Below are 20,758 nucleotides of genomic sequence, written 5' to 3' on the forward strand. Positions count from 1 at the left end.
CCATGGAACTGACGCCACGGGAGAAGGACAAGCTGCTGATCTTCACCGCCGCCCTGCTGGCCGAGCGCCGCCGCGCGCGCGGCCTGAAGCTCAACTATCCGGAAGCCGTCGCCCTGATCACTGCCGCCGTCATGGAAGGCGCGCGCGACGGCAAGTCGGTGGCCGAACTCATGTCGGAAGGGACGAAGGTGTTGACCCGCGACGACGTGATGGAGGGCGTGCCGGAAATGATTCCCGACATCCAGGTCGAAGCCACCTTCCCGGATGGCACCAAGCTGGTGACCGTGCACCACCCGATTCCTTAGTGGATTGAGTTTGGAATTCGGAACAGGGTCATGCCTTGGGGACATCGGCTGTTGCTCTTGACATGGCTAGTGCGAATCATTGGTTTTTATCGCTGGGGTTTCGCGTCACGAGCGGTGCGCCGGCGAATCCGACGGGCGTGGTCAAAGCCTAAAGAAAGTTCCCTCCCTTTCAAGGGGAGGGCTAGGGTGGGGATGGGTCTCCGCCGCGCTTAAAGAACATCCTCTGAATGCAGAAGAAACCCATCCCCCTCCCCACCTCCCCTTGAAAGGGGAAGTGTTTTCATTGCTGCGCGATCACTACGCGCCCACGCTTGCAGATCCGGTACATGCCCTGCGAACCCCGGCTATCGCACCCAGCACCACGTCGCAAATAATGTCTTTGCTTCGAAGACCACAATTCTGGCTCTGGAAACAAGGCTCTGGAAACAACTCACGCAAACTGTAGCGTCACCCCACCAGGAGGAAACATGATCCCCGGAGAAATGCTGATCGAGGACGGCGACATCGAGCTCAATGCCGGCCGCGCCACCGCCACCCTCACCGTCGCCAACAGCGGCGACCGGCCGATCCAGGTCGGCTCCCATTTCCACTTCTTCGAAGTCAATCCGGCGCTGCGCTTCGAGCGCCAGGCCGCCTACGGCATGCGGCTCAACATCGCCGCCGGCACCGCGGTGCGCTTTGAGCCGGGCCAGGAGCGCACCGTCGAACTGGTGGCGCTGGCCGGCGAGCGCACGGTGTACGGCTTCAACGCCCAGGTCATGGGGAAACTGTCATGAGCCGCATTTCCCGCCAGGCCTACGCAGAAATGTTCGGTCCCACCACCGGCGACCGCATCCGCCTCGCCGACACCGACCTGATGATCGAGGTCGAGCATGACTACACCCTCTACGGCGAGGAAGTGAAGTTCGGCGGCGGCAAGGTGATCCGCGACGGCATGGGCCAGTCGCAGCGCCCGCACGCGGAGGTGATGGATACCGTCATCACCAATGCGGTCATCCTCGACCACTGGGGCATCGTCAAGGCCGACATCGGCATCAAGGCCGGCCGCATCGCCGGCATCGGCAAGGCCGGCAATCCCGACATCCAGCCGGGCGTGACGCTGGCCATCGGCGCCGCCACCGAGATCATCGCCGGCGAAGGCATGATCGTCACCGCCGGCGGCATCGACAGCCACATCCACTTCATCTGCCCGCAGCAGATCGAGGAAGCGCTGATGTCGGGCGTGACCACCATGCTCGGCGGCGGTACCGGCCCGGCGGTGGGCACCGCCGCCACCACCTGCACGCCCGGCCCCTGGCACATCCATGCGATGCTCTCGGCGGCCGACGCCTTCCCGATGAACCTCGGCTTCCTCGGCAAGGGCAACGTCAGCCTGCCGCTGCCGATCGAGGAGCAGATCCGCGCCGGCGTCATCGGCCTGAAGCTGCACGAGGACTGGGGCTCCACGCCGGCGGCGATCGACAACTGCCTGTCGGTGGCCGACCGCTTCGACGTGCAGGTGGCGATCCATACCGACACGCTGAACGAAGCCGGCTTTCTGGAGCACACCCTGGCCGCCTTCAAGGACCGCACCATCCACACCTTCCATACCGAAGGCGCCGGCGGCGGCCATGCGCCGGACATCATCGCCGCCGTCGGCAACGCCAACGTGCTGCCGTCCTCGACCAACCCGACCCGGCCCTACACCGTCAACACGCTGGACGAGCATCTCGACATGCTGATGGTGTGCCACCACCTCGACGCCGCCATCGCCGAGGACATCGCCTTCGCCGAGTCGCGCATCCGGCGCGAGACCATCGCCGCCGAGGACATCCTGCACGACATCGGCGCCATCAGCATGATGTCGTCCGACTCCCAGGCCATGGGCCGGGTGGGCGAAGTGATCATGCGCACCTGGCAGACCGCCCACAAGATGAAGCAGCAGCGCGGCGCGCTCGAAGAAGACAGCGCGCGCAACGACAACTTCCGCGTCAAGCGCTACATCGCCAAGTACACCATCAACCCGGCGCTGACCCATGGCATCGCCCATGTGGTCGGCTCGCTGGAGGAAGGCAAGATCGCCGACATCGTGCTGTGGAAGCCGGCCTTCTTCGGCGCCAAGCCGGCGATGATCCTGAAGAGCGGCATGATCGCGGCCGCGCCCATGGGTGACCCGAACGCCTCCATTCCGACGCCGCAGCCGGTGCACTACCGCATGATGTTCGGCGCCTACGGCGGCGCGCTCAAGACTTCCTTCACCTTCGTCTCGCAGGCGGCGCTGGCGGCCGGCGTGGGCGACATGCTGAAGCTGAACAAGCCGCTGATCGCGGTGAAGGACACGCGGCAGCTGCGCAAGAAGGACATGATCCACAATGGCGCCACGCCGGTGATGGAAGTCGATCCCGAAACCTATGCGGTGCGCGCCGACGGCCGCCTGCTGACCTGCGAGCCGGCCAAGAGCCTGCCGCTGGCGCAGCGCTATTTCCTGTTCTGAGTTTCCCTATCATTCATCCGACATGCTTACCTTGAACAACCGCATCGAGCACGCCGACCGCATCGACGGCGAGCTCATCCTTCCCTTCGACCTGCGGGTGAAAAGCCGGCTGCGGGCGCAGCTTGCCAGCGGCGAGGAGGTTGCCGTCTTCATCGCCCGCGGCGCGGTGCTGCGCGACGGCAGCCTGCTGCGCGGCGACGATGGCCGCGTGGTGCGCGTCGTTGCCGCGCCGGAAGCGGTGTACCGCGTCTCCTGCGCCACGCCGCACGGCCTACTGCGCTGCGCCTACCATCTCGGCAACCGCCATACCCAGGTGCAGATCGTGGAAGACCGCGAAAACGGTTGTCTCCTCATCCGCCAGGACCCGGTGCTGAAGGACATGCTGGAAGGCCTGGGTGCGATCGTCACCGCCGACGAAGCGCCGTTCGAGCCGGAAAGCGGCGCCTACGGCGGCGGCCATCATCACCATGGCGCCGAGCACGGCCATCCGCTGGCGCCGGTGCCGGTGCGCCAGCGCATCCACCGGCCAGGCCAGGCCTAAGACCATGCACGCCGCGTCCCTGCTGCACCTGCTGCAGTTCGCCAGCCCGTCGCTGCCGATCGGCGCCTACAGCTACTCGCAAGGACTGGAGGCGGCGCTGGAAAGCGGCCTCGTGAAAGACGAGGCCGGCGCCGGCGTCTGGATCGCCGCCCATTTGATGCAGGTGGTGGCGCGCTTCGAGGCGCCGGTCTGCTGGCGGCTGATGCAGGCCTTCGCCGCGCGCGACGCGGAAGCGGTCCGGTTCTGGACAGAACACTTCATCGCCGCCCGCGACACCGCCGAGTTCCGCGCCGAGACGGTGCAGATGGGCTACTCGCTCAGCCGCCTGGTGCTGGACCTCGGCGTGGCCGACGAACCGCTGCGCGCCATCCTGCAAGCCGTGTCCGAAGTGCCGCTGCCCACCGCCATGGCCTTCGCCGTGGCGGCGCTGGACATGCCGCATGAGGAAGCGCTGCTGGCGACGCTCTTTGCCTGGGCGGAGAACCAGGTGCTGGCCTGCGTGAAGTCGGTGCCGCTCGGCCAGGTCGCCGGCCAGCGCCTGCTGCTTTCGCTGCGGCCGCAGATCGAACAGGCGGCCGCCGTTGCGCGGCAGCTGCAAGACCACGGGCTGTCGAACTGGGCGCCCGCCCTGTCGCTGCTGTCGATGCGCCACGAAACCCAGTACAGCCGTCTCTACCGTTCCTGAACCTTTTTACTTGAAACGCAACCCATGACCACTTCTTCCAATCCCCTGCGCGTCGGCATCGGCGGCCCGGTCGGCTCCGGCAAGACGGCGCTGTGCGAAATGCTGTGCAAGGCCATGCGCGACCACTACGACATGGCGGTCATCACCAACGACATCTACACCCGCGAGGACATGGAAATCCTGATGCGCGCCGAGGCGCTGCCGGCGGAGCGCCTGATGGGCGTGGAGACCGGCGGCTGTCCGCACACCGCGATCCGCGAGGATGCCTCCATCAACCTAGAAGCCATCGCCCGCATGTGCGCCGACTTCCCCGACCTCGACCTGATCCTGGTGGAGTCCGGCGGCGACAATCTCGCCGCCACTTTCAGCCCGGAGCTGTCCGACCTGACGATCTACGTCATCGATGTCGCCGGCGGCGAGAAGATCCCGCGCAAGGGCGGCCCGGGCATCACCCGCTCGGATCTGCTGATCATCAACAAGACCGACCTTGCCCCGCATGTCGGCGCGAACCTGGAAGTGATGGCGCGGGATGCGAAGAAGATGCGGGGGGAGCGGCCGTTCCTGTTCACCAATCTGCGCAGCGGCGAAGGGGTGAAGGAGGTAGTGGCGTTCATTCGGCGGGAGGGGTTGCTGGATCAGGCGTAGCGGAGCGGAGCAGGGGTTTCGCGGAGCACTGCTCCGCGCCTGCGGAGCCGGTCAGGCTTGCAAGTCTGACCATAGGGTGGTTCAAAATCTGACTACCTATCCTCCTCCTTGAACACGCGAATCCGGTCAGGCTTGCAAGCCTGACCGTGGGGCGAGGTCGCGCAGCAAAGAAAACTCCTCCCCTTTCAAGGGGGAGGTGGGGTGGGGGATGGGTTTCTTCCGGGACTAAAGAACATCCTTTAATCACGCTGGAACCCCATCCCCACCCTAACCCTCCCCTTGAAAGGGAGGGGACTGGGTAGTCAGCTTTTGAACCTCACCCACGGTCGGGCCTGCATGCCCGACCGGCTTCGCAGGCGCAACGCATGCGTTGCGAAACCCCTGCTACGCCCACGCCAACACCAGACAAGCCACCCCCACATTCACCACCGCAAATCGCCAGTTCCTTCCCATGCTGATCGCATACAGGCTCTCCCCCGCATAACGGCTGGCCGTCAGCGACACCACCGAAAACGGCGTCACGCTGGCCGACAATCCCCACCCCGCGAGAATGGCCGCCATGTGCACCAGCGGCGGCACCGCCAGCACTTCCGGCGTCAGGCTGGAGGCGAGGAACACCGCCGACAGCACCGGATGGATGCCGATCACCGCCGTGCCCAGGATCACCAGCAGCAGGAAGGCGATGCCGAGCAGCGCGTGGCCCGAGAGGACGCCGCCGATGGCTGCGATCCATGAAGCTGGAAAGGCGCTGGCCATGATGCTCCCGGCGCAGCCGGCGGCGATGAACAGCAGCGCTTCGCTGGCCAGGTTCGGGAAGCGCTGCATGCCCTGCCAGACCTGAAGCGCACCCAGCCTCAGGCGCGACTGGCCCGGCGCGGCGCTGGCCATGAACGAATTGGCCAGCAGCGCCACCCAGGGCGCCAGCAGGATGATCGCGGCGGAAATGATGATGTTCAGCAGGCGGCTGGTGGCGATCAGCAGGCCGAGGAAGCCGAGCAGCGACACCATCAGCGGCAGCGCCGAACGGAGGATCACGCCGGTTGGCGTCGGCGCCTGCGCCTCCCCGGCCGTCATCTCGCCGGCCTGCCGATTCGGCTGCATCAGCACGCCGACGATCAGGATCATCTGCCCCAGAGCCAGGCCGGTGGGGAAGACCTCGATCCAGTGCAGCGAGGGATAGAGTGCCAGCAGGATGGCCATATTGCCGAAGATGGGGCTCCAGCAGCTGGCGGCGGCGAAGCCGCGTCCGACTGCCACCACCGTGGCGGTGCGGGTCTCGCTGCGTCCTTCGTTGGTCGGCGCGGCCATCACGAACATCAGGTTGGCGCCGGCCAGGCCGAGGATGCCGGAGAAGAACTGGCTTGCCAGCGTGAAGGCGAGATAACGGGCGCGGCCCTGGCGCTCGCGCAGGCAGGAGCCGATGAAGCCGATGCGGTGGCTCTGCACCGCGCTGCGCGCGATCAGCATCACGCTGGAGGTCACCGACAGCAGCAGCCCGGCGATGAACACCCCGCGCTGGAGCGCCGAGATCGGATCGCGCGCGAACGGCAGCGCCGCCAACCCGGCTGCGGATAACAACAGCGAGGTCGCGCGCAGCTTGCCGTTGATGCGCGGGAAGCCTGCGGCGATGAGCAGCAGCGCCGCCAGCGCCGTCGGCAGCGCCAGCCAGCCAGGCCCGCCGAAGGCGCGAATGAGACTGAGGATAATCAGGGCCAGCACGGCGACGATGCCAAGCCGGGTGCGCCGGCTGTCGAGTTTATCGGGCTGGAGGCCGGCGGAGGGGGAAGGCGGATTCAAGTAAACGGCTCTGGGCTTCTTGTTATGCGACTTAACTAAAACGCATCGACTTTCCATATTGCAGAAGTCTTGACGCAGTCGGCATTATCGGCGGGAACTCGGGCGCCGGGCAAACCTTTCGGCGCTGCGCTTGAGAGCCCACAAAAGTTGAGTTTTTGTCAAGCCTAGACTGGCCGAAATTCGCTTAGGGAGAATCCATGAAAAGAGCGCCGCGTCCTCAACTCACCATCCTTGCCATCATCATCGCCAGCGGCCTGACCGCCTGTGGCGGCGGAGGCGGGGATTCCGCCACGACCGCCACACGCTCCGCCAGCGACAACGCAGCCCCATCGCCCTCCCCCTCTCCTTCGCCATCGCCATCGCCTTCACCCAGCCCGTCGCCTTCAAGCACCGTGCTGTCCATGACCTGCGTGGACGGCGCCGATTACCAGTGCAGCGGCGGCAGCATCGTCCGCACCGACAATGGCGTGGCGCTGACCAGCTCCGGCGTGCAGGTCTATGGCCGCTCCACCAGCGACGTGATCAACGAGAGCGCGAACGTAAGCACCGCTTCCGGCCTGGCGCCGGCCAGCGGCGGCGTAGCCGAGATGCGCATCGGCCGCCAGGGAGACGCGGTCAACCGCGCCGCCGTCCTGCTGCGTAACCTGGGCCTCACCTGGGACGGCAAGGTGGAGCGTCCGCTCATCATCGAAACCTTCAAGACCACCCAGGGCCGGGTGCAGCTCGATGGCAACGGCGCCCTGCAGTCGTCGACCACGCTGCCGCCGCCGTCCGACCTGGGCTTCTACGATTTCGCCGACAGGGGCCCGGCCGCCACCCAGGCCAATTACGCCAACAACCAGTATTTCCCGCGCAGCGAGCCGTCGCGCTGCGGCGCCGGCGCCGCGACTTGCCCGACCACCGACACCGCCGGCCTGAGCACGCAGAGCGGCAACTGGCGCAGCGGCGGCACAGCGCCGGACCGCATCGATGGGGTTCGCCTGCACAACGACGGCGACATCCATGCCGGCAACGGCAGGCCCGACGCCAACGGCAATCCCACCATCCTCCCGGGCGGCAGCGGCATCGGCGTGCCCTTCCCCGGATCCAAGGGTTACCGCAGCCTGTCGGACTTCAGCTACCGCTACGGCAACCTCGCCGCCTGGACTACCCAGGACACGGTGCAGATCGCCGAATGGACGCTTGGCTCGATGCAGGAACATAACAAGCTCAGGCGCGGCCTGGTGGCCTTCGGCGACGTGACCGACGCCGCTCAGGTGCCGGCCAGCGGCAGCGCCAGCTATACCGGCATGGTCTATGGCTGGTATGCGCCCAATGGCGTTGACGATGCGTCGCCCTTCAGCGGCACGGCGACGGTGCAGGTGAACTTCGCCACCCGCAAAGCCACCGTGACGTTGCAGAACCCGGTGCTGGAAACGGGAGGCGCTTCGGTGCCGGTAGGCTTGTCGGCGGTGCTCGACATCGGCAGCGGCAACCTGGCCGGCTACTTCACCGGCAGCGCTTCCAACCTCAGCCTCTCGGGCGGCATGAGCGGGCGCTGGTTCGGCCCGGTGAGCAACGGGGCGCCGGCGGAGGTGGGGGGAACGTTCACCCTGTCGAATAGCGGGTCGAAAGCGGTTGCGCTGGGAGGGTTCATCGGGCGACGGCAGTAGGGAGGCGCAGCGAGGAGCGTAGCGAGGGGCGTAGCAGGGGTTTCGCACCGCATGCGGTGCGCCTGCGAAGCCGGGTGCGCTTGCAAGCGCACCCGTGGGTGAGGGTTAAGGCCTGACTACCCAGCTCCCTCCCCTTTCAAGGGGGAGGTTAGGAGGGGGATGGGGTTCTTCTGCATTCAAAGGACGTTCTTTAAGCGCACCAGAAACCCACCCTCACCCACGAATGCGCTTGCAAGCGCATTCGGCTGCGCAGGCGCGAAGCGGTGCTTCGCGAATTCCCTGCTGCGCCCCTAACCCTCCCCTTCAAAGGGAGGGGGCTTCCTTTACTGCCCGACCTCACCTCACGGTCAGGCTTGCAAGCCTGACCGGCTTCGCAGGCGCGACGCATGCGTCGCGAATTCCCTGCTGCGCCCGCCTTGCTGCATTTATTTTGGGCTACACTAGCGCCTCTCATTTTCGATGCAGAAAGACGGAAAGCGATGCGCAAGATACGTGTCTGGGATCTGCCCACGCGGCTGTTCCACTGGAGCCTTGCCCTGCTGGTGGCCACTGCGGTCATCACCCAATCGATAGGCGGCAATGCCATGACCTGGCACTTCCGCGCCGGCTACGCGGTGTTGGCGCTGATCGCCTTCCGGCTCGCGTGGGGCTTCATCGGTCCGCGCTATGCGCGCTTCGCCAGCTTCATCTATGGCCCTTCCACCATCGTCGGCTATGTCGCCGGCGGCAAGCAGGCGCTCAAGGAAAAGTACCTCGGCCACAACCCGCTCGGCAGCCTGTCGGTGTTCGCGCTGCTCGCGGTGGTGCTGGCCCAGGCGGCCAGCGGCCTGTTCTCCAACGATGACATCGCCTACGACGGACCGATGGTGAAGTTCATCACCAAGGAACTGTCGGACCAGATCACCTGGTTCCACAAGGACCTCAATGCCTGGCTGGTGTATGGCCTGGTGGCGCTGCATGTGGCCGCCATCGTGTTCTACCGCGTTCGCAAGCGCCAGAACCTGGTGCGCGCCATGATCACCGGCGACCAAGAGGTGGACTTCGATGCCGTGCCGGCCGACGACTCCTGGAAAACCCGCCTGCTGGCGCTGGTCGTGCTGGCGCTGTGCGCGGCGGGGGTGACTTACCTGGTGACGCTGCGCTAGCCGCGGCACGGAGCGTCACCCAAACAAAAAGGCGCCGGGAACCGGCGCCTTTTGCTTTTGCGGCCAATGACCGCTTACGACCATCAGGGCCGCTTACTTGTTGCGGTAGTTGTCGTGGCAGCTCTTGCAGGACTGGCCGACGCCGCCGAAGGCCGCCTTGATCGCCTTCAGGTCGCCCGACTTGGCGGCGGTGTTCAGCTTGGCCACTTCGGCCTGCATCTTCTCGGCGGCGCCGTTGAACTTGTCGCGCTCGGTCCAGATTTCCGGCTTGGCCTTGGAATCGGTGGTGGTATTCGGCACGAATGCCTGCCACGGCAGCTTGGACAGTGTTTCCAGCAGGGCAGCGTCCGCTTCCACGCTGGCCTTGTCGTAGGGCTTCTCCTCCTTCACCACCGCGCCGATGCGGCCGGTATAGGCGCCGATCAGGGTGAAGGCGGCCTTGCGGAACTTGACGGCATCTTCCGGCTTGGCGAACTGGGCCTGCGCCTGGGCAAAGAAGGGAACGGCGGCCAGCGCGGCGAAAGCCAGGCCTGCAAACATGCGTTTCATGGAGCGACTCCTTGGTTGTCGTTTGATGTTGTTTTCCAAATCGGCTGCAGCGCTTGGGCGACACGATGCTCTGGTCGGACTGCAAGCGCATCATAGCGCAACTTGCCCTCCCGGTTTCCTGCAGGCACATCAATCTGCCAACGAAAAGTCCCAAGCCCGCCGACTGTTTTGAAAATGGGCGCCGGCTTTCCCGCTGTCACGCGTTTCAGCACCCCATGCCGCGCCCTGCCCGCCTGCGGCGCGGGAAAGTTCATCTTGTAAAAAATCGCGTGCGCCGCCCTGACGGTCGGCCAATGCGTAAATTTTTCATAGGGGTTGTAAGAGCGGCTGGCCATTCCGGACCGCCTCGGCGACGTGAGGCCGCAGGGCCGGTACGGGCTAGAGGAGACCGCCGGCAACACCGGCGGCTGCAGCCATGCCGCCACTGGCATCGGCTACACCGGCGTCCAAAACCTGAAAGTCGATGCCGTCTAGCAGCAAGCCAGGAGCGCCACCAAAACCGCCCTGCGCGGCTGGCAGCTGGGCGGCAAACACCTGATGGGTCCAGTCACCCTCGCCGCCGGCGTGACGCACAAGCGCCAATCCGCTGCAGCAAAGCAATCTGCGGGACCGCAGGCAACATGGCACATCACTTGCATGGGTGAAGACGTCTCCGCCTCTTAAGGTCTGACGTCATGTCTCCTCCCCCCTTAGGAAGCTTGGGCCGATGATTGCGATCATCGGCTTTTTTTTGCCCGGCGCACCATCGCTTCGTGCGGCTTCGTGAGCCGCGGCTCAATGCATCGTCGGCCTGAAGGACGGGTCTTCGCCGACGCTGCCGACTTCGGCCTGATCCTCGCTGGCCGCCTGCGCCAGCGTTTCGCCGATCAGCTCCGGCGGAACCGTCGCCAGCTTCTCCTGTAGCATGTGAACCGGCATGCGCTCGTTCCGGCCGTGGTCCCATTGGGCATAGGCATCGGTGATCTGCTTCCAGATTACTGCCTGAGTCGCGTTCATCGTCATCGCATCCTCCATGTCGTGAAGCCAGTTGGAGACGCGGCGGGCGGATCGGTTCGCCGAACGACCGGCGCATGCCAAAGTCAAATCAGACAACCTTTCGCGATGGAGCACGAGCATGTCACCACAGGAACATCAATTGCTGAACGGCTTTCTGGAGCAGCTGGTGCAGGCAAGGGGCATCAGCAAGGACCCCGAGGCGGATACGCTGATCCGCAACGCCGTGGCGCGCCAGCCCGACGCCGCCTATCTGCTGGTGCAGCGGGCGCTGCTGATGGACCAGGCGCTGAACAATGCGAAGGCGGAGATCGCCCGCCTCGAGAGCCAGGTGAGCCAGCTGGAAGCAGCGCGCGGCGGCCAGGGTGCCGGCCGCGGCGGCTTTCTCGATTCGGCATCCGCCTGGGGCAATAGCGCCAGCACGCCCGCCTACAATGCGCCGCCGGCGCAACCCGGCGGCCGCGGCATGCCGGCGCAGGCGCCGGCCCAGCCCTATGCGCAGGCGCCCATGGCCCAGCAGGGCTATGCGCCACCCCGCTCCGGATTCTTCGGCGGCGGCGCCGGCAGCCTGCTCGGCACCGCCGCCGCCACGGCTGCCGGCGTGGCCGGGGGCGCCTTCCTGTTCCAGGGCATCGAGCACCTGATGGGAGGCCACCATGGCCGCGGCTTCGGCGACATGGCCAATGCCGGCAATGCCCCGGTGGAAAACACGACCGTCAACAACTATTACGGCAGCGAAGAGGCGCCGGCGGCCGGGCTGGACAACGCAGGGCTGGACAACGCCGGGTTGGACAATGCCGGCTACGACGATTCGGCGAGCTTTAACGACAGCGGCAGCGACTTCGGCAGCGACGATCCGAACACGATTTGATCGCCGGCAACGACGCCGCCTGCTGGCGATCACAAAAGCCGCCGCGGCGGCGCGCCGTCTTGAAACTCGACAACGGTTTCATGGTCTGTAGAAGGATTACCTTCTCAGGGGCGCCGTCGCCTTTTTATGCAAAGTCCGCTTTCCCTCACGATTCCTGCCCAGATCCCTTCGCCGCCGAGCTTCGATCTGGCAGCCGGCGGCGAGATGGGCGCCCTGGTGCGCGCCACCGACTGGAGCGCCACCCCGCTTGGTCCGCTGGAGGCTTGGCCGCAGTCGCTGCGCACCGCCGTCAGCATCGTCCTCAATTCCGGCCACCCGATGTTCATCGCCTGGGGGCCGCAGCTGAATTTCCTGTTCAACGACGCCTACCGGCCGATTCTCGGCGCCAAGGCGGCCGATCCTGCATCGGCCCTCGGCAAGCCCTTCGCCGAATTGTGGAGCGACATCTGGAGCGACATCGAGCCGCTGGTGCGGCGCGCGCTGGCCGGTGAATCCAGCTGGTACGAGGACATGCTGCTGCGCATGCAGCGCAACGGTTTCCCGGAGGATACCTATTTCACCTTCTCCTACAGCCCGGTGTGGGACGATGCCGGCCGGGTGGCCGGCATCTTCTGCGCCTGCATCGAAACCACCGGCAAGGTGCGCGCCAACCGCCAGCGCGCCGAGGCGGTGGAGCGGCTGCAGATCGCGACCGAGGCGGCCCAGCTCGGCCTGTTCGACTATGACGTCGCCACCGAACGCCTGACCTGGAGCGAGCGCACCCGCGAGCATTTCGGCGTGCCGCCCGACATGCCGGCTTCCGGCGACACCTTCTTCGTCGCCCTGCATCCGGAAGATCGGGAGCGCATGCGCCTGGTGATGCAGGCCCTGTTCGCGCCGGGCGCCAGCGGCCGCTACGAAGCCGAGTACCGCGTGGTGGGCATCGCCGATGGCCGCCTGCGCTGGATCGCCGCCAAGGGCCAGGTGTTCCATGACCCGCAGGGCAAGCCGATGCGCCTGGTCGGCACCACCATGGACATCACCGAGCGCAAGCTGGCCGAGCAGCGGGTGCATGAAGCCTCGCAGCACGACACCCTGACCGGCTTGCCGAACCGCGCCCTGCTGTTCGAATACTGCGAGCATCTCATCGCCATGCGCGAGCGCGCCGGGGCCGGCGGCGGCGCGGTGCTGTTCATCGACCTCGACCGCTTCAAGCCGATCAACGATACCTATGGCCACGAGACCGGCGACAAGGTGCTGCAGGCGGTGGCACGGCGGCTGCAGGGCTGCACCCGCAAGGAAGACATCGTCAGCCGCCTCGGCGGCGACGAGTTCGTGGTGGTGCTGCCGCGCATCGACGGCATGAGCGGGCCGTCGGTGGTGGCGCAGCACATCATCGACGCCATCGGCCAGCCCATTGAGATCGGCACGCTGCAGCTGTCGGTGTCGCCGTCGATCGGCATCAGCCTGTTCCCGGCCCATTCGGACAACCTGGACACCCTGATCCGCTGCGCCGACCAGGCGATGTACGAAGCGAAGAAAAACGGCCGCAACACTTTCCGCCTGTACTCGCCCGGCATGGATGGCGATAGCCGCCGGCTGCAGCTGGAGATCCAGATCAAGGAAGCGCTGCAGTCCAAGCGCCTGGCGCTGCACTACCAGCCCATCATCGACATGGAGAACGGCAAGCTGATCGGCGCCGAGGCGCTGATGCGCATGCCCGACGAGGACGGTTCCCTGCGCAGCCCGGCCGACGTGATCCCGGTGGCCGAAGCCGCCGGCCTGATCAACCAGCTCGGCGCCTGGGTCGCCGGCGAAGCCTGCCGCCAGCATCAGCAATGGCTGGATGTAGGCCTGCCGTCGATGGGCATTTCCATCAACGTCTCGCCCGGCCAGTTTCGCCAGCATGTATTCACCGAACAGCTGCAGCACGCGCTGCAGGAATCAGGGATGGACCCGCACTGCCTGCAGATCGAACTGACCGAGAGCGCCGTGCTGGACAACCTGCCGCAGACCATCGACACCCTGACCAAGCTGCGCGCCATGGGCGTGCGCATCGCGCTGGATGACTTCGGCACCGGCTATTCCAGCCTCGGCTGCCTGTCCAGCCTGCCGCTGGACCAGCTCAAGATCGGCCAGTCGGTGGTCAGCCGCTTCGACAGCAGCGAACCCAGCAAGGCCATCGCCGACGCCATCATCGCCCTTGGCCGCAGCCTGAATCTGAAAGTGGTGGGCGAAGGCATCGAGTCGGAGGAAACGCGGGAGTATCTGCGCAGCCACGGCTGCGACCAGGCCCAGGGCTATTTCTTCAGCGAGCCGCTGCCGGCGCCGGAGTTCGAGGCGTGGTGCTGGAATTATCTGGAGCAGGGGCAGCGGGCGTATCACTGATGTGAGCATCGCTGGGGGCGAAGCAGGGGTTTCGCGACGCATGCGTCGCGCCTGCGAAGCCGGTTGCGCTTGCAAGCGCAACCGTGCGGTGAGGTTCAAGCATAAAGAAAGTCCCCTCCCCTTCAGGGGGAGGGTAAGGGAAAGTCCCCTCCCCTTGAAGGGAAGGGTAAGGGTGGGGATGGGTTTCTACCGCAATTAAAGAACAATCTTTAGTCACGCAGGAAACCCACCCTCACCCTCGCCCTCGCCCTGAGGGGGAGGGAATGTCCTTTACTTTGCAAGCACACCCAGCTTCGCATGCATCATACAACCCCAGCTTCCCCCAACCACCCCGCCAACACCCGCATGAACCTTTCCGGCTGCTCCATCAAGAAGAAGTGGCTGGCATTCTCGAAAATCTCCGTCCGGCAGTTCGGCAATCCCTCCGACAGCCAGCGCGTCGCCGTGAGCGAGCAGATCGGATCGTTCGCCCCGGCCATCACCAGCGTCGGCTGCGTGATGCGCCCCAGCGCCGGCAGCGTGTCATGGTTCTGGCACGCCTCGTTCTGCCGGCTGTAGCAGGCCGGCAGGCGCGTCTCGCCGCCGAGCAGGCGCTCGACCGCGGCGACCTTTTCCGGCTGGTTGTTGAAGAAATCGGCGGAGACGAAATTCTGCACCGAATGGCGCGCATGGTCGGCCCAGCTGCCGCGCCACTCCAGCGCCTCGCGCATGTTGAGCAGCACCCGGCGCCCGAGCGGATCGAGGCGGGCGAACGAGGCGCACAGGGTCAGCGACAGCACCCGCTGCGGCGCCATCAGCGCCATGTGCTGGGCCACCGCGCCGCCCATGGAACGGCCCACCACGTGCGCGCGCTCGATGCGCAGATAGTCCATCAGCCCCAGCGTGTCCTGCGCCATGTCGGCGGTGCTGATGGGCTCGTCGACCTGGGTGCTGCGGCCGGCGCCGCGGTTGTCGAAGGCGATCACCCGGTAATGCTGCTTCAGCACCTCTACCTGCGCCAGCCAGGCGCTGTGGTCGCCGGCCAGGCCGTGGATCAGCACCACCGGCGTGCCGCTGCCTTCGTCCAGATAATGCAGGCGGTAGCGGCCGATCTCGGCCTGCTTCAGTTCGTAAGCCATGTGTCTCCCTCGTCGTTATTAGCAGCGCGTCAGGCGACGCCGAGATGGCCCTGCAGTTCCGCCTGCCGCTCCTGGAATTCGTCGCGCGTGCCGGAGAACACCACCCGGCCGGTGTTGAGCAGGGCGACGTCATCGGCCACCTTCATCGCCAGGCCGAGGTTCTGCTCCACCAGGACGATGGATATTTCCCGCTTCAGCGCCTCCAGCACATTGCCGACCTCGCGCACGATCTGCGGCGCCAGGCCTTCCGACGGCTCGTCCATCAGCAGCACCTGCGGATTGGTCATCAGGCCGCGGCCGATGGCCAGCATCTGCTGCTCGCCGCCGGACAGGCTGCCGGCGAGCTGGTGCTGGCGCTCCTTCAATCGGGGGAAGATCTGGTTGATGTCCTCGCGGGTCCAGCGCCTGCGGCCTGGAGGCGGATTGCGGCCGGCGGCCACTTCCAGGTTCTCCCGCACCGTCAGGCTGGGGAAGATGCGGCGGCCCTGCGGCACCAGGCCGACGCCGCTGCGGCAGATCTGCTCCGGCGTGCATTTCTGCAGCGCCTTGCCGGCCAGCGTCACGCTGCCGGCGCGCGGCGGCAGGAAGCCGACGATGGCGTTGATGCAGGTGGACTTGCCGGCGCCGTTGCGGCCCAGCAGCGCCAGCAGCCGGCCGCTGCGCAGGGAGAACGAGACGTCGTGCAGCACGTGGCTGTCGCCGTAGAAGGCGTTGACCTTGTCGAGCGCGAGCAATTCAGTGGCCAAGATAGATCTCCCGGGTGCGCGGATCGTCCACCACCTGCTGGCGGGTGCCGCCGGTGATGACCTCGCCGTAGTGCAGCAGCGTGATGCGGTCGGCGAAGGCCAGCGCCACTTCCATGTCGTGCTCGATCATGACGATGGTAATGTCGCGGCCGATGGAAGCGAGCAGCGCATGCACCGTCTCGCGCTCCTCCGCCGAGAGGCCGGCCAGCGGCTCGTCCAGCAGCAGCAAGCGCGGCTTCTGCGCCAGCGCCATGGCGATCTCCAGGCGCCGCTTCTCGCCATAGGAAGTCTGCTCCAGGTGCTGGTCGGCCTTGTGCCGCAGGCCCACCGAGTCCAGTATCTCCAGCGCCTGCTGCGCCAGGCCGTCGCGGCCGAAGCCGCCCCAGCAGCGCCAGCGCTGCGGCGACTTGCCCATCAGCGCCAGCATGACGTTGTGGCGCAGGGTGTCGCGGCCGAACAGGGTGATGATCTGGTAGGTGCGCGCCAGGCCGTGACGGGTGCGGGCCGCCGTCGGCAGGCCGCTCACCTCGTGGCCCATGACGCGGATGCTGCCGCTGTCGGACAGCAGGTCGCCGGCGATCAGGTTGAACAGCGTGGTCTTGCCGGCGCCGTTGGGCCCGATCAGCAGGTGCCGCTCGCCCTCTTCCACCGTCAGGTTGACGGACCGGGTGACGTGCAGGCCGCCGAAGGACTTGGTCAGGTCGCGCACTTCGAGCACCGCGCTCATGATGCCTCCTTCGCCAGCTTGGGCTCGATGGTTGAAGCGCCTTCCGCCGGCCCGGCGCGTCGCAGGCGCGCCCATGCCTTGGCGAGGCCGGGCACGATGCCGCTGGGCACGAACAGCACGATGAACAGGAACACGAAGCCGAGCAGCATGATCCAGCGGTCGACATAGGCGCTGGCCACGTTCTTGAGGAGCACCACCAGCGCCGCGCCGACCACCGGGCCGGCGAGCGTGCCGGCGCCGCCGGCGATGACCATCAGCAGCATCTCCGCCGAGTTGGCCAGCGACAGGCTGTGCGGGCTGATGAACTGCTGGTAGTAGACGTACATCAGGCCGGCGACGGCGCCGAGAAAGCCGCTGACGATGAAGGTGATCCAGCGGATCAGCCAGACGTTGTAGCCGAGGGCGCTCATGCGGCGCGGCTGGTCCTTGGTGCCGCGGATGGTGGCGCCGAAGGGCGAACGCACCCAGACCGCGGCCACGCCCCAGATCAGCGCGAACACCGCCAGGGTGAACCAGTAGAACAGGCTGGCGTCGCCGAGGTCGAGGCCGAAGGGGCTGGGCCGGGTCAGGCCGGACAAGCCGTTGTCGCCGCCGGTGACGCTGGCCCAGCGGTAGGCCACGCCCCACAGGATCTGGCCGAGCGCCAGGGTGATCATCAGGAAGCTCAGGCCGGAGGCGCGCAGCGCGATCAGGCCGAACAGCGCCGCCATCAGCGTGGTCGCCGCCAGCGCCGCCAGCGCCGCCGGCAGGTGGCCCCACTGCAGGTTGAGCATCAGCCAGCCGCTGACATAAGCCGACAGGCCGAGGTAGCCCGCATGCCCGAGCGAGGTCAGGCCGGCGTAGCCAACCAGCAGGTTGAGGCTGAGCGCGAACAGCGCCGCTATCAGGATCTGGCTGGCGAGGTTGACGTAGTAATCGCCGATCTGCCACAGCGGCAGGCTGGCCAGCAGCGCAGCGAGGGCGATCCAGAGCAGGCGCTTCATGCGGCGATCCTCCCGAACAGGCCGCGCGGCCGGGCGGCGAGGATGATGACCATGGGCAGGAACAGGATGATGTAGGCCAGGTCCGGCAACAGCACCTGGCCGAAGGTATAGATGAAGCCGACCACGAAGCTGCCGACGAAGGCGCCGGCGAGGCTGCCGAGGCCGCCGAGGATCACCACCACCAGCGCCAGCGGCAGGGTCTCGGCTTCCATGCCCGGGTAGACGGACAGGATGGGCGCGGCGATCACGCCGCCGATGCCGGCCAGCGCGGTGCCGAGGAAGAACACGATGCCGAACAGCCAGGAGGCGGGAATGCCGACGCCGCGCGCCATCTGCATGTCGTCCACCGAGGCGCGGATCATCATGCCGAGCCGCGTTTTCTCCAGCAGAAGCCAGAGCGCGATGGCGATGCCGACGGCGAACAGCAGCACCGCCAGCCGGTACAGCGGGAAGCCGATGCCGAACAGCCGCACCGCGCCCGATAGCATCGCCGGCGGCGAAACGGGGCGCGGGTCGCCGCCCCACATCCAGAGGCAGAAGTCGGCGATGATGAAGGCGATGCCGAGGGTGGCCAGCACTTGGCCGAGGGCGTTGCCGGCGAGGCGGCGCAGCACCAGCTTTTCGACGATCAGGCCGAGCGCGCCGACGGCGAGGCCGGCCACCAGCAGGGTCACGACGAAATTGGCGCCGCGCTGCGCCAGCGACAGGCCGAGGTAGGCGCCGAGCATGAAATAGGCGCCGTGCGACAGGTTGGCGATGCGCATCAGGCCGAAGATGAGGGAGAAGCCGGCCGCCAGGGTGAACAGCACCCCGCCCAGCGCCAGGCTGTTCAAGCCTTGGATGAACCACAGATTCATGAATCGCTCCGGCGCGGCCGGTCGTGCTGCCCCAGCCGCGCGTCAGGTGACGTCAGGTCACATCATGGCGCCGATGAACGGCGCCGGTATCACATGCCGATGTTCTTGGCTGCCGGATAGTCGCGCGAGTAGACCGGGTTGGACAGGAAGTCGCGGCGGTCGTAGGTCCAGAACTGGCTCACCTGCGGATAGGTCTTGACGATGGTGTTGACCAGCTTGCCGTCCTTGCGCTCCACCTTGCGGATCTGGATGTCCATGATCGGGTTGCCCAGCGCATCCAGCTTGAAGCTGCCGCGCGGGTCGTTCGGCACCTGCACGTTGCGCAGCGCCGCCATGAAGGCATTCTTGTCCTCGATCTTGCCGCCGATGGACTTCAGCGCTTCTTCCATCATCAGCGCCGCGCCATAGGCGCCCATGGAGTAGTAGCCGGGGTCTTCCTTCACCTCGCGGTTCATGGCTTGCACGAAGCGCTGGTTGTTCGGATTGTTGAGGGTGGCGGTGTACCAGCCGGAAGAGATCACGCCCACCGCCTCGTCGCCCATCAGCTTGAGGATGCCCTCGTCCACCGTGGTCATGGCGGCAATCACCGGAATCTTGCCCTTCATGCCGTACTCGTTGTACTGCTTCAGGAACTTCACGCCGTTGCCGCCGGCGAATCCGGCGAAGACGGCGTCGACGTCGGGCTTGATCTGGCTGATGTAGTTGCCGTAGTCGGCGACGTTGAGCGGCGACCACAGCTTCTGCACCACCTTGCCGCCGTTTTCCTCGAAGGTGCGCTGGAAGCCGGCCGACAGTTCATGGCCGAAGGCGAAGTCGTCGGCGATGATCGCCACGCGCTTGTACTTCAGCTCCTTGGCGGCGTACTCGCCGAGCGGATGGGTAGGCTGGGCCGAGGTGCCGACGGCGCGCACGAACCAGGGATTGGGCTTGCGCTGGGTCAGGTCTTCCGCCGCGGCGGAGGGCGAGATGGTGGGGATCTGGGAGCGCCGGATGTAGTCGTCCACCGCCAGCGCCTCGAAGGCGGCGAGGGGCCCGATGATGACCTGCACCTTGTTCTTCTCCACCAGTTCCTGCGCCTTGGTCTTGGTGATGGCCGGCTGGCCGCCGGTGTCGGCGACGAACAGCTCCACGGGACGGCCGGCGACGGTGTTGTTGCGCTCCTTGAGGAACAGGCGCAGCGCGTCCTCCATCTGCTTGCCGCCGGCGGCCAGCGCGCCCGATTTGACGGTCAGGAAGCCGAGCCGGATCGGCTCAGCGGCAACTGCGGAAAGACTGACGGCGGAAGCAGCAACGATCGCCGCTGACGTGGCGATGGACAGCATTTTTCTCAGCATGGTTTGTCTCCGTGGTGGTACAGCGTGGCTTTTTATTTTGGAAGATGATATATCACGTTTTGGAAAACTACAGAAAAATTTGCTTGGCTTTTTACGGAAATTTTGGAGGCTTGATCTACATCAATCCGGCTTCCTGTAAGGAGCCAAAAGCCGATTTATTCAGTTTGCAGCCTGTCGTGATATATCATAAGATCGCCTCGTGATATATCACGCCTTGTAATCTTAAGGCCCTTACGAACATGTTTTTGACAGAGAATTCCCAAAAGCCCGCCGCTTCCGCCCCGCGCCTGCTGCGCGAAACGGTCTACGAGCAGCTGCGGGCCGACATCCTCAACTGCCGGCTGGCGCCCGGATCGGAAATCCGCGAGGCGGAGCTGGCGGCGCGCTTTGCGGTCAGCAAGTCGCCGGTGCGCGATGCGCTGATGCGGCTGGAGCGCGAGGGCCTGGTCATCACCCTGCCGCGCCAGGGCTACCGCGTGGCATCGATCTCGCTCGCCGACGTGCAGGACATGTTCCACCTGCGCGAAGCGCTGGAGCGCGCCTGCATGGAGCGCATCGTGCGCCATGCCAGCGACGAACAGCTCGCCTCACTGGAGAAGTACCGACGCTTCGACGCCGACGCCTGGGGCGAAGGCGGCTTCATCGCCTACAACCGCGGCTTTCACCGCCACCTCGCGGAGCTGGCCAGCAACGTCCGCATGCGCGACCACCTGACCGACCTGATCGACCAGATGGAGCGGGTGGTGCTGATGAGCGTTTCCAGCGTCAAGCAGGGCAACAAGCAATCGCTGGTGGACGAGCATGCGGAGATCATCGATGCCCTGCAGGCGCGCCAGACCAAGCGCGCCGAGCGCCTGGCGGAGCGCCACATCGCCTCCGCCGGCAAGCGCGTCGGCGCCGCGCTGGCGCGCATGGCGGTGCGCGAATAATCCGCTTTCACATCCGATTCAGACCATCATCATTAGAAGAG

Annotated in this window: 21 protein-coding genes; 11 read left to right on the forward strand and 10 right to left on the reverse strand. The window is 66.1% G+C overall.

What is annotated here, in order from left to right; genetic code table 11:
- Positions 1-2 precede the first annotated feature (2 nt).
- From CHB88_RS16070 to ureG, 6 genes are all read left to right on the forward strand, one after another.
- Positions 3-305, forward strand: a complete 303-nt coding sequence (locus CHB88_RS16070) for an urease subunit gamma (RefSeq protein WP_089400363.1) — start codon at positions 3-5, stop codon at positions 303-305.
- Between the two features lie 467 nt (positions 306-772).
- Positions 773-1,081 (forward strand): urease subunit beta, encoded by a 309-nt coding sequence (locus CHB88_RS16075; protein ID WP_089400364.1) that lies wholly within the window; start codon positions 773-775, stop codon positions 1,079-1,081.
- On the forward strand, positions 1,078-2,778 hold the full coding sequence (gene ureC, locus CHB88_RS16080) for an urease subunit alpha (RefSeq protein WP_089400365.1): 1,701 nt from the start codon (positions 1,078-1,080) through the stop codon (positions 2,776-2,778). The genes CHB88_RS16075 and ureC overlap by 4 nt, the downstream gene beginning before the upstream one ends.
- Positions 2,779-2,800: 22 nt before the next feature.
- Positions 2,801-3,319 (forward strand): urease accessory protein UreE, encoded by a 519-nt coding sequence (gene ureE, locus CHB88_RS16085; protein ID WP_089400366.1) that lies wholly within the window; start codon positions 2,801-2,803, stop codon positions 3,317-3,319.
- 4 nt (positions 3,320-3,323) lie between these two features.
- The gene (locus CHB88_RS16090) at positions 3,324-4,004 is read left to right on the forward strand and encodes an urease accessory protein UreF (protein WP_089400367.1); all 681 of its coding nucleotides are present in this window, start codon (positions 3,324-3,326) and stop codon (positions 4,002-4,004) included.
- 24 nt (positions 4,005-4,028) lie between these two features.
- Entirely contained in the window at positions 4,029-4,649 is a 621-nt protein-coding gene (gene ureG, locus CHB88_RS16095; protein WP_089400368.1) for an urease accessory protein UreG, read from the forward strand.
- 384 nt (positions 4,650-5,033) lie between these two features.
- On the opposite strand, the gene CHB88_RS16100 is transcribed toward ureG, so the two are convergent.
- Positions 5,034-6,446 (reverse strand): hypothetical protein, encoded by a 1,413-nt coding sequence (locus CHB88_RS16100; RefSeq protein ID WP_089400369.1) that lies wholly within the window; start codon positions 6,444-6,446, stop codon positions 5,034-5,036.
- Positions 6,447-6,643: 197 nt separating this feature from the next.
- On the opposite strand from CHB88_RS16100, the gene CHB88_RS16110 reads away from it, so the two are divergent.
- Positions 6,644-8,098 (forward strand): HupA family protein, encoded by a 1,455-nt coding sequence (locus CHB88_RS16110; protein ID WP_143131317.1) that lies wholly within the window; start codon positions 6,644-6,646, stop codon positions 8,096-8,098.
- A gap of 479 nt (positions 8,099-8,577) precedes the next feature.
- Positions 8,578-9,243, forward strand: a complete 666-nt coding sequence (locus CHB88_RS16115; protein ID WP_089400372.1) for a cytochrome b/b6 domain-containing protein — start codon at positions 8,578-8,580, stop codon at positions 9,241-9,243.
- 93 nt (positions 9,244-9,336) lie between these two features.
- Here CHB88_RS16115 and CHB88_RS16120 read toward each other — a convergent pair whose 3' ends face one another.
- The 3 genes from CHB88_RS16120 to CHB88_RS16130 form a co-directional block, all read right to left on the reverse strand.
- The gene (locus CHB88_RS16120; RefSeq protein WP_342745536.1) at positions 9,337-9,792 is read right to left on the reverse strand and encodes a c-type cytochrome; all 456 of its coding nucleotides are present in this window, start codon (positions 9,790-9,792) and stop codon (positions 9,337-9,339) included.
- A complete protein-coding gene (locus tag CHB88_RS24615; protein ID WP_143131318.1) occupies positions 9,789-10,127 on the reverse strand; it encodes a hypothetical protein in 339 nt (112 codons plus the stop codon). Before CHB88_RS24615 ends, CHB88_RS16120 begins: the two co-directional genes overlap by 4 nt.
- Before the next feature lie 439 nt (positions 10,128-10,566).
- Complete coding sequence (locus CHB88_RS16130; protein ID WP_143131319.1) at positions 10,567-10,794, reverse strand: hypothetical protein; 228 nt, start codon at positions 10,792-10,794, stop codon at positions 10,567-10,569.
- Positions 10,795-10,906: 112 nt separating this feature from the next.
- Between CHB88_RS16130 and CHB88_RS16135 the strand changes: the two genes are divergently transcribed.
- Together CHB88_RS16135 and CHB88_RS16140 are read left to right on the forward strand one after the other, a co-directional pair.
- The gene (locus CHB88_RS16135) at positions 10,907-11,656 is read left to right on the forward strand and encodes a DUF2076 domain-containing protein (RefSeq protein WP_089400375.1); all 750 of its coding nucleotides are present in this window, start codon (positions 10,907-10,909) and stop codon (positions 11,654-11,656) included.
- Between the two features lie 126 nt (positions 11,657-11,782).
- Complete coding sequence (locus tag CHB88_RS16140) at positions 11,783-14,023, forward strand: putative bifunctional diguanylate cyclase/phosphodiesterase (protein WP_089400376.1); 2,241 nt, start codon at positions 11,783-11,785, stop codon at positions 14,021-14,023.
- A gap of 302 nt (positions 14,024-14,325) precedes the next feature.
- On the opposite strand, the gene CHB88_RS16145 is transcribed toward CHB88_RS16140, so the two are convergent.
- The 6 genes from CHB88_RS16145 to CHB88_RS16170 all read right to left on the reverse strand — a co-directional run bounded on the left by CHB88_RS16145 (position 14,326) and on the right by CHB88_RS16170 (position 19,788).
- Positions 14,326-15,141, reverse strand: a complete 816-nt coding sequence (locus CHB88_RS16145) for an alpha/beta fold hydrolase (RefSeq protein WP_089400377.1) — start codon at positions 15,139-15,141, stop codon at positions 14,326-14,328.
- Positions 15,142-15,170: 29 nt separating this feature from the next.
- On the reverse strand, positions 15,171-15,887 hold the full coding sequence (locus CHB88_RS16150) for an ABC transporter ATP-binding protein (RefSeq protein WP_245845014.1): 717 nt from the start codon (positions 15,885-15,887) through the stop codon (positions 15,171-15,173).
- Positions 15,877-16,614 carry an ABC transporter ATP-binding protein gene (locus CHB88_RS16155; RefSeq protein WP_089400378.1) on the reverse strand — a complete coding sequence of 246 codons (738 nt, stop codon included), beginning with the start codon at positions 16,612-16,614 and terminating at the stop codon, positions 15,877-15,879. Before CHB88_RS16155 ends, CHB88_RS16150 begins: the two co-directional genes overlap by 11 nt.
- Positions 16,611-17,597, reverse strand: coding sequence for a branched-chain amino acid ABC transporter permease (locus CHB88_RS16160; RefSeq protein ID WP_089400379.1), 987 nt, complete (start codon positions 17,595-17,597; stop codon positions 16,611-16,613). Before CHB88_RS16160 ends, CHB88_RS16155 begins: the two co-directional genes overlap by 4 nt.
- Entirely contained in the window at positions 17,594-18,454 is an 861-nt protein-coding gene (locus CHB88_RS16165) for a branched-chain amino acid ABC transporter permease (RefSeq protein ID WP_089400380.1), read from the reverse strand. Before CHB88_RS16165 ends, CHB88_RS16160 begins: the two co-directional genes overlap by 4 nt.
- An 89-nt stretch (positions 18,455-18,543) precedes the next feature.
- Complete coding sequence (locus CHB88_RS16170) at positions 18,544-19,788, reverse strand: ABC transporter substrate-binding protein (protein WP_089400381.1); 1,245 nt, start codon at positions 19,786-19,788, stop codon at positions 18,544-18,546.
- Positions 19,789-20,027: 239 nt separating this feature from the next.
- On the opposite strand from CHB88_RS16170, the gene CHB88_RS16175 reads away from it, so the two are divergent.
- Positions 20,028-20,717, forward strand: coding sequence for a GntR family transcriptional regulator (locus tag CHB88_RS16175; RefSeq protein WP_089400382.1), 690 nt, complete (start codon positions 20,028-20,030; stop codon positions 20,715-20,717).
- The last annotated feature ends 41 nt before the right edge of the window (positions 20,718-20,758 follow it).

The sequence above is a fragment of the Noviherbaspirillum humi genome (assembly GCF_900188095.1).
Lineage (GTDB): Bacteria > Pseudomonadota > Gammaproteobacteria > Burkholderiales > Burkholderiaceae_D > Noviherbaspirillum > Noviherbaspirillum humi.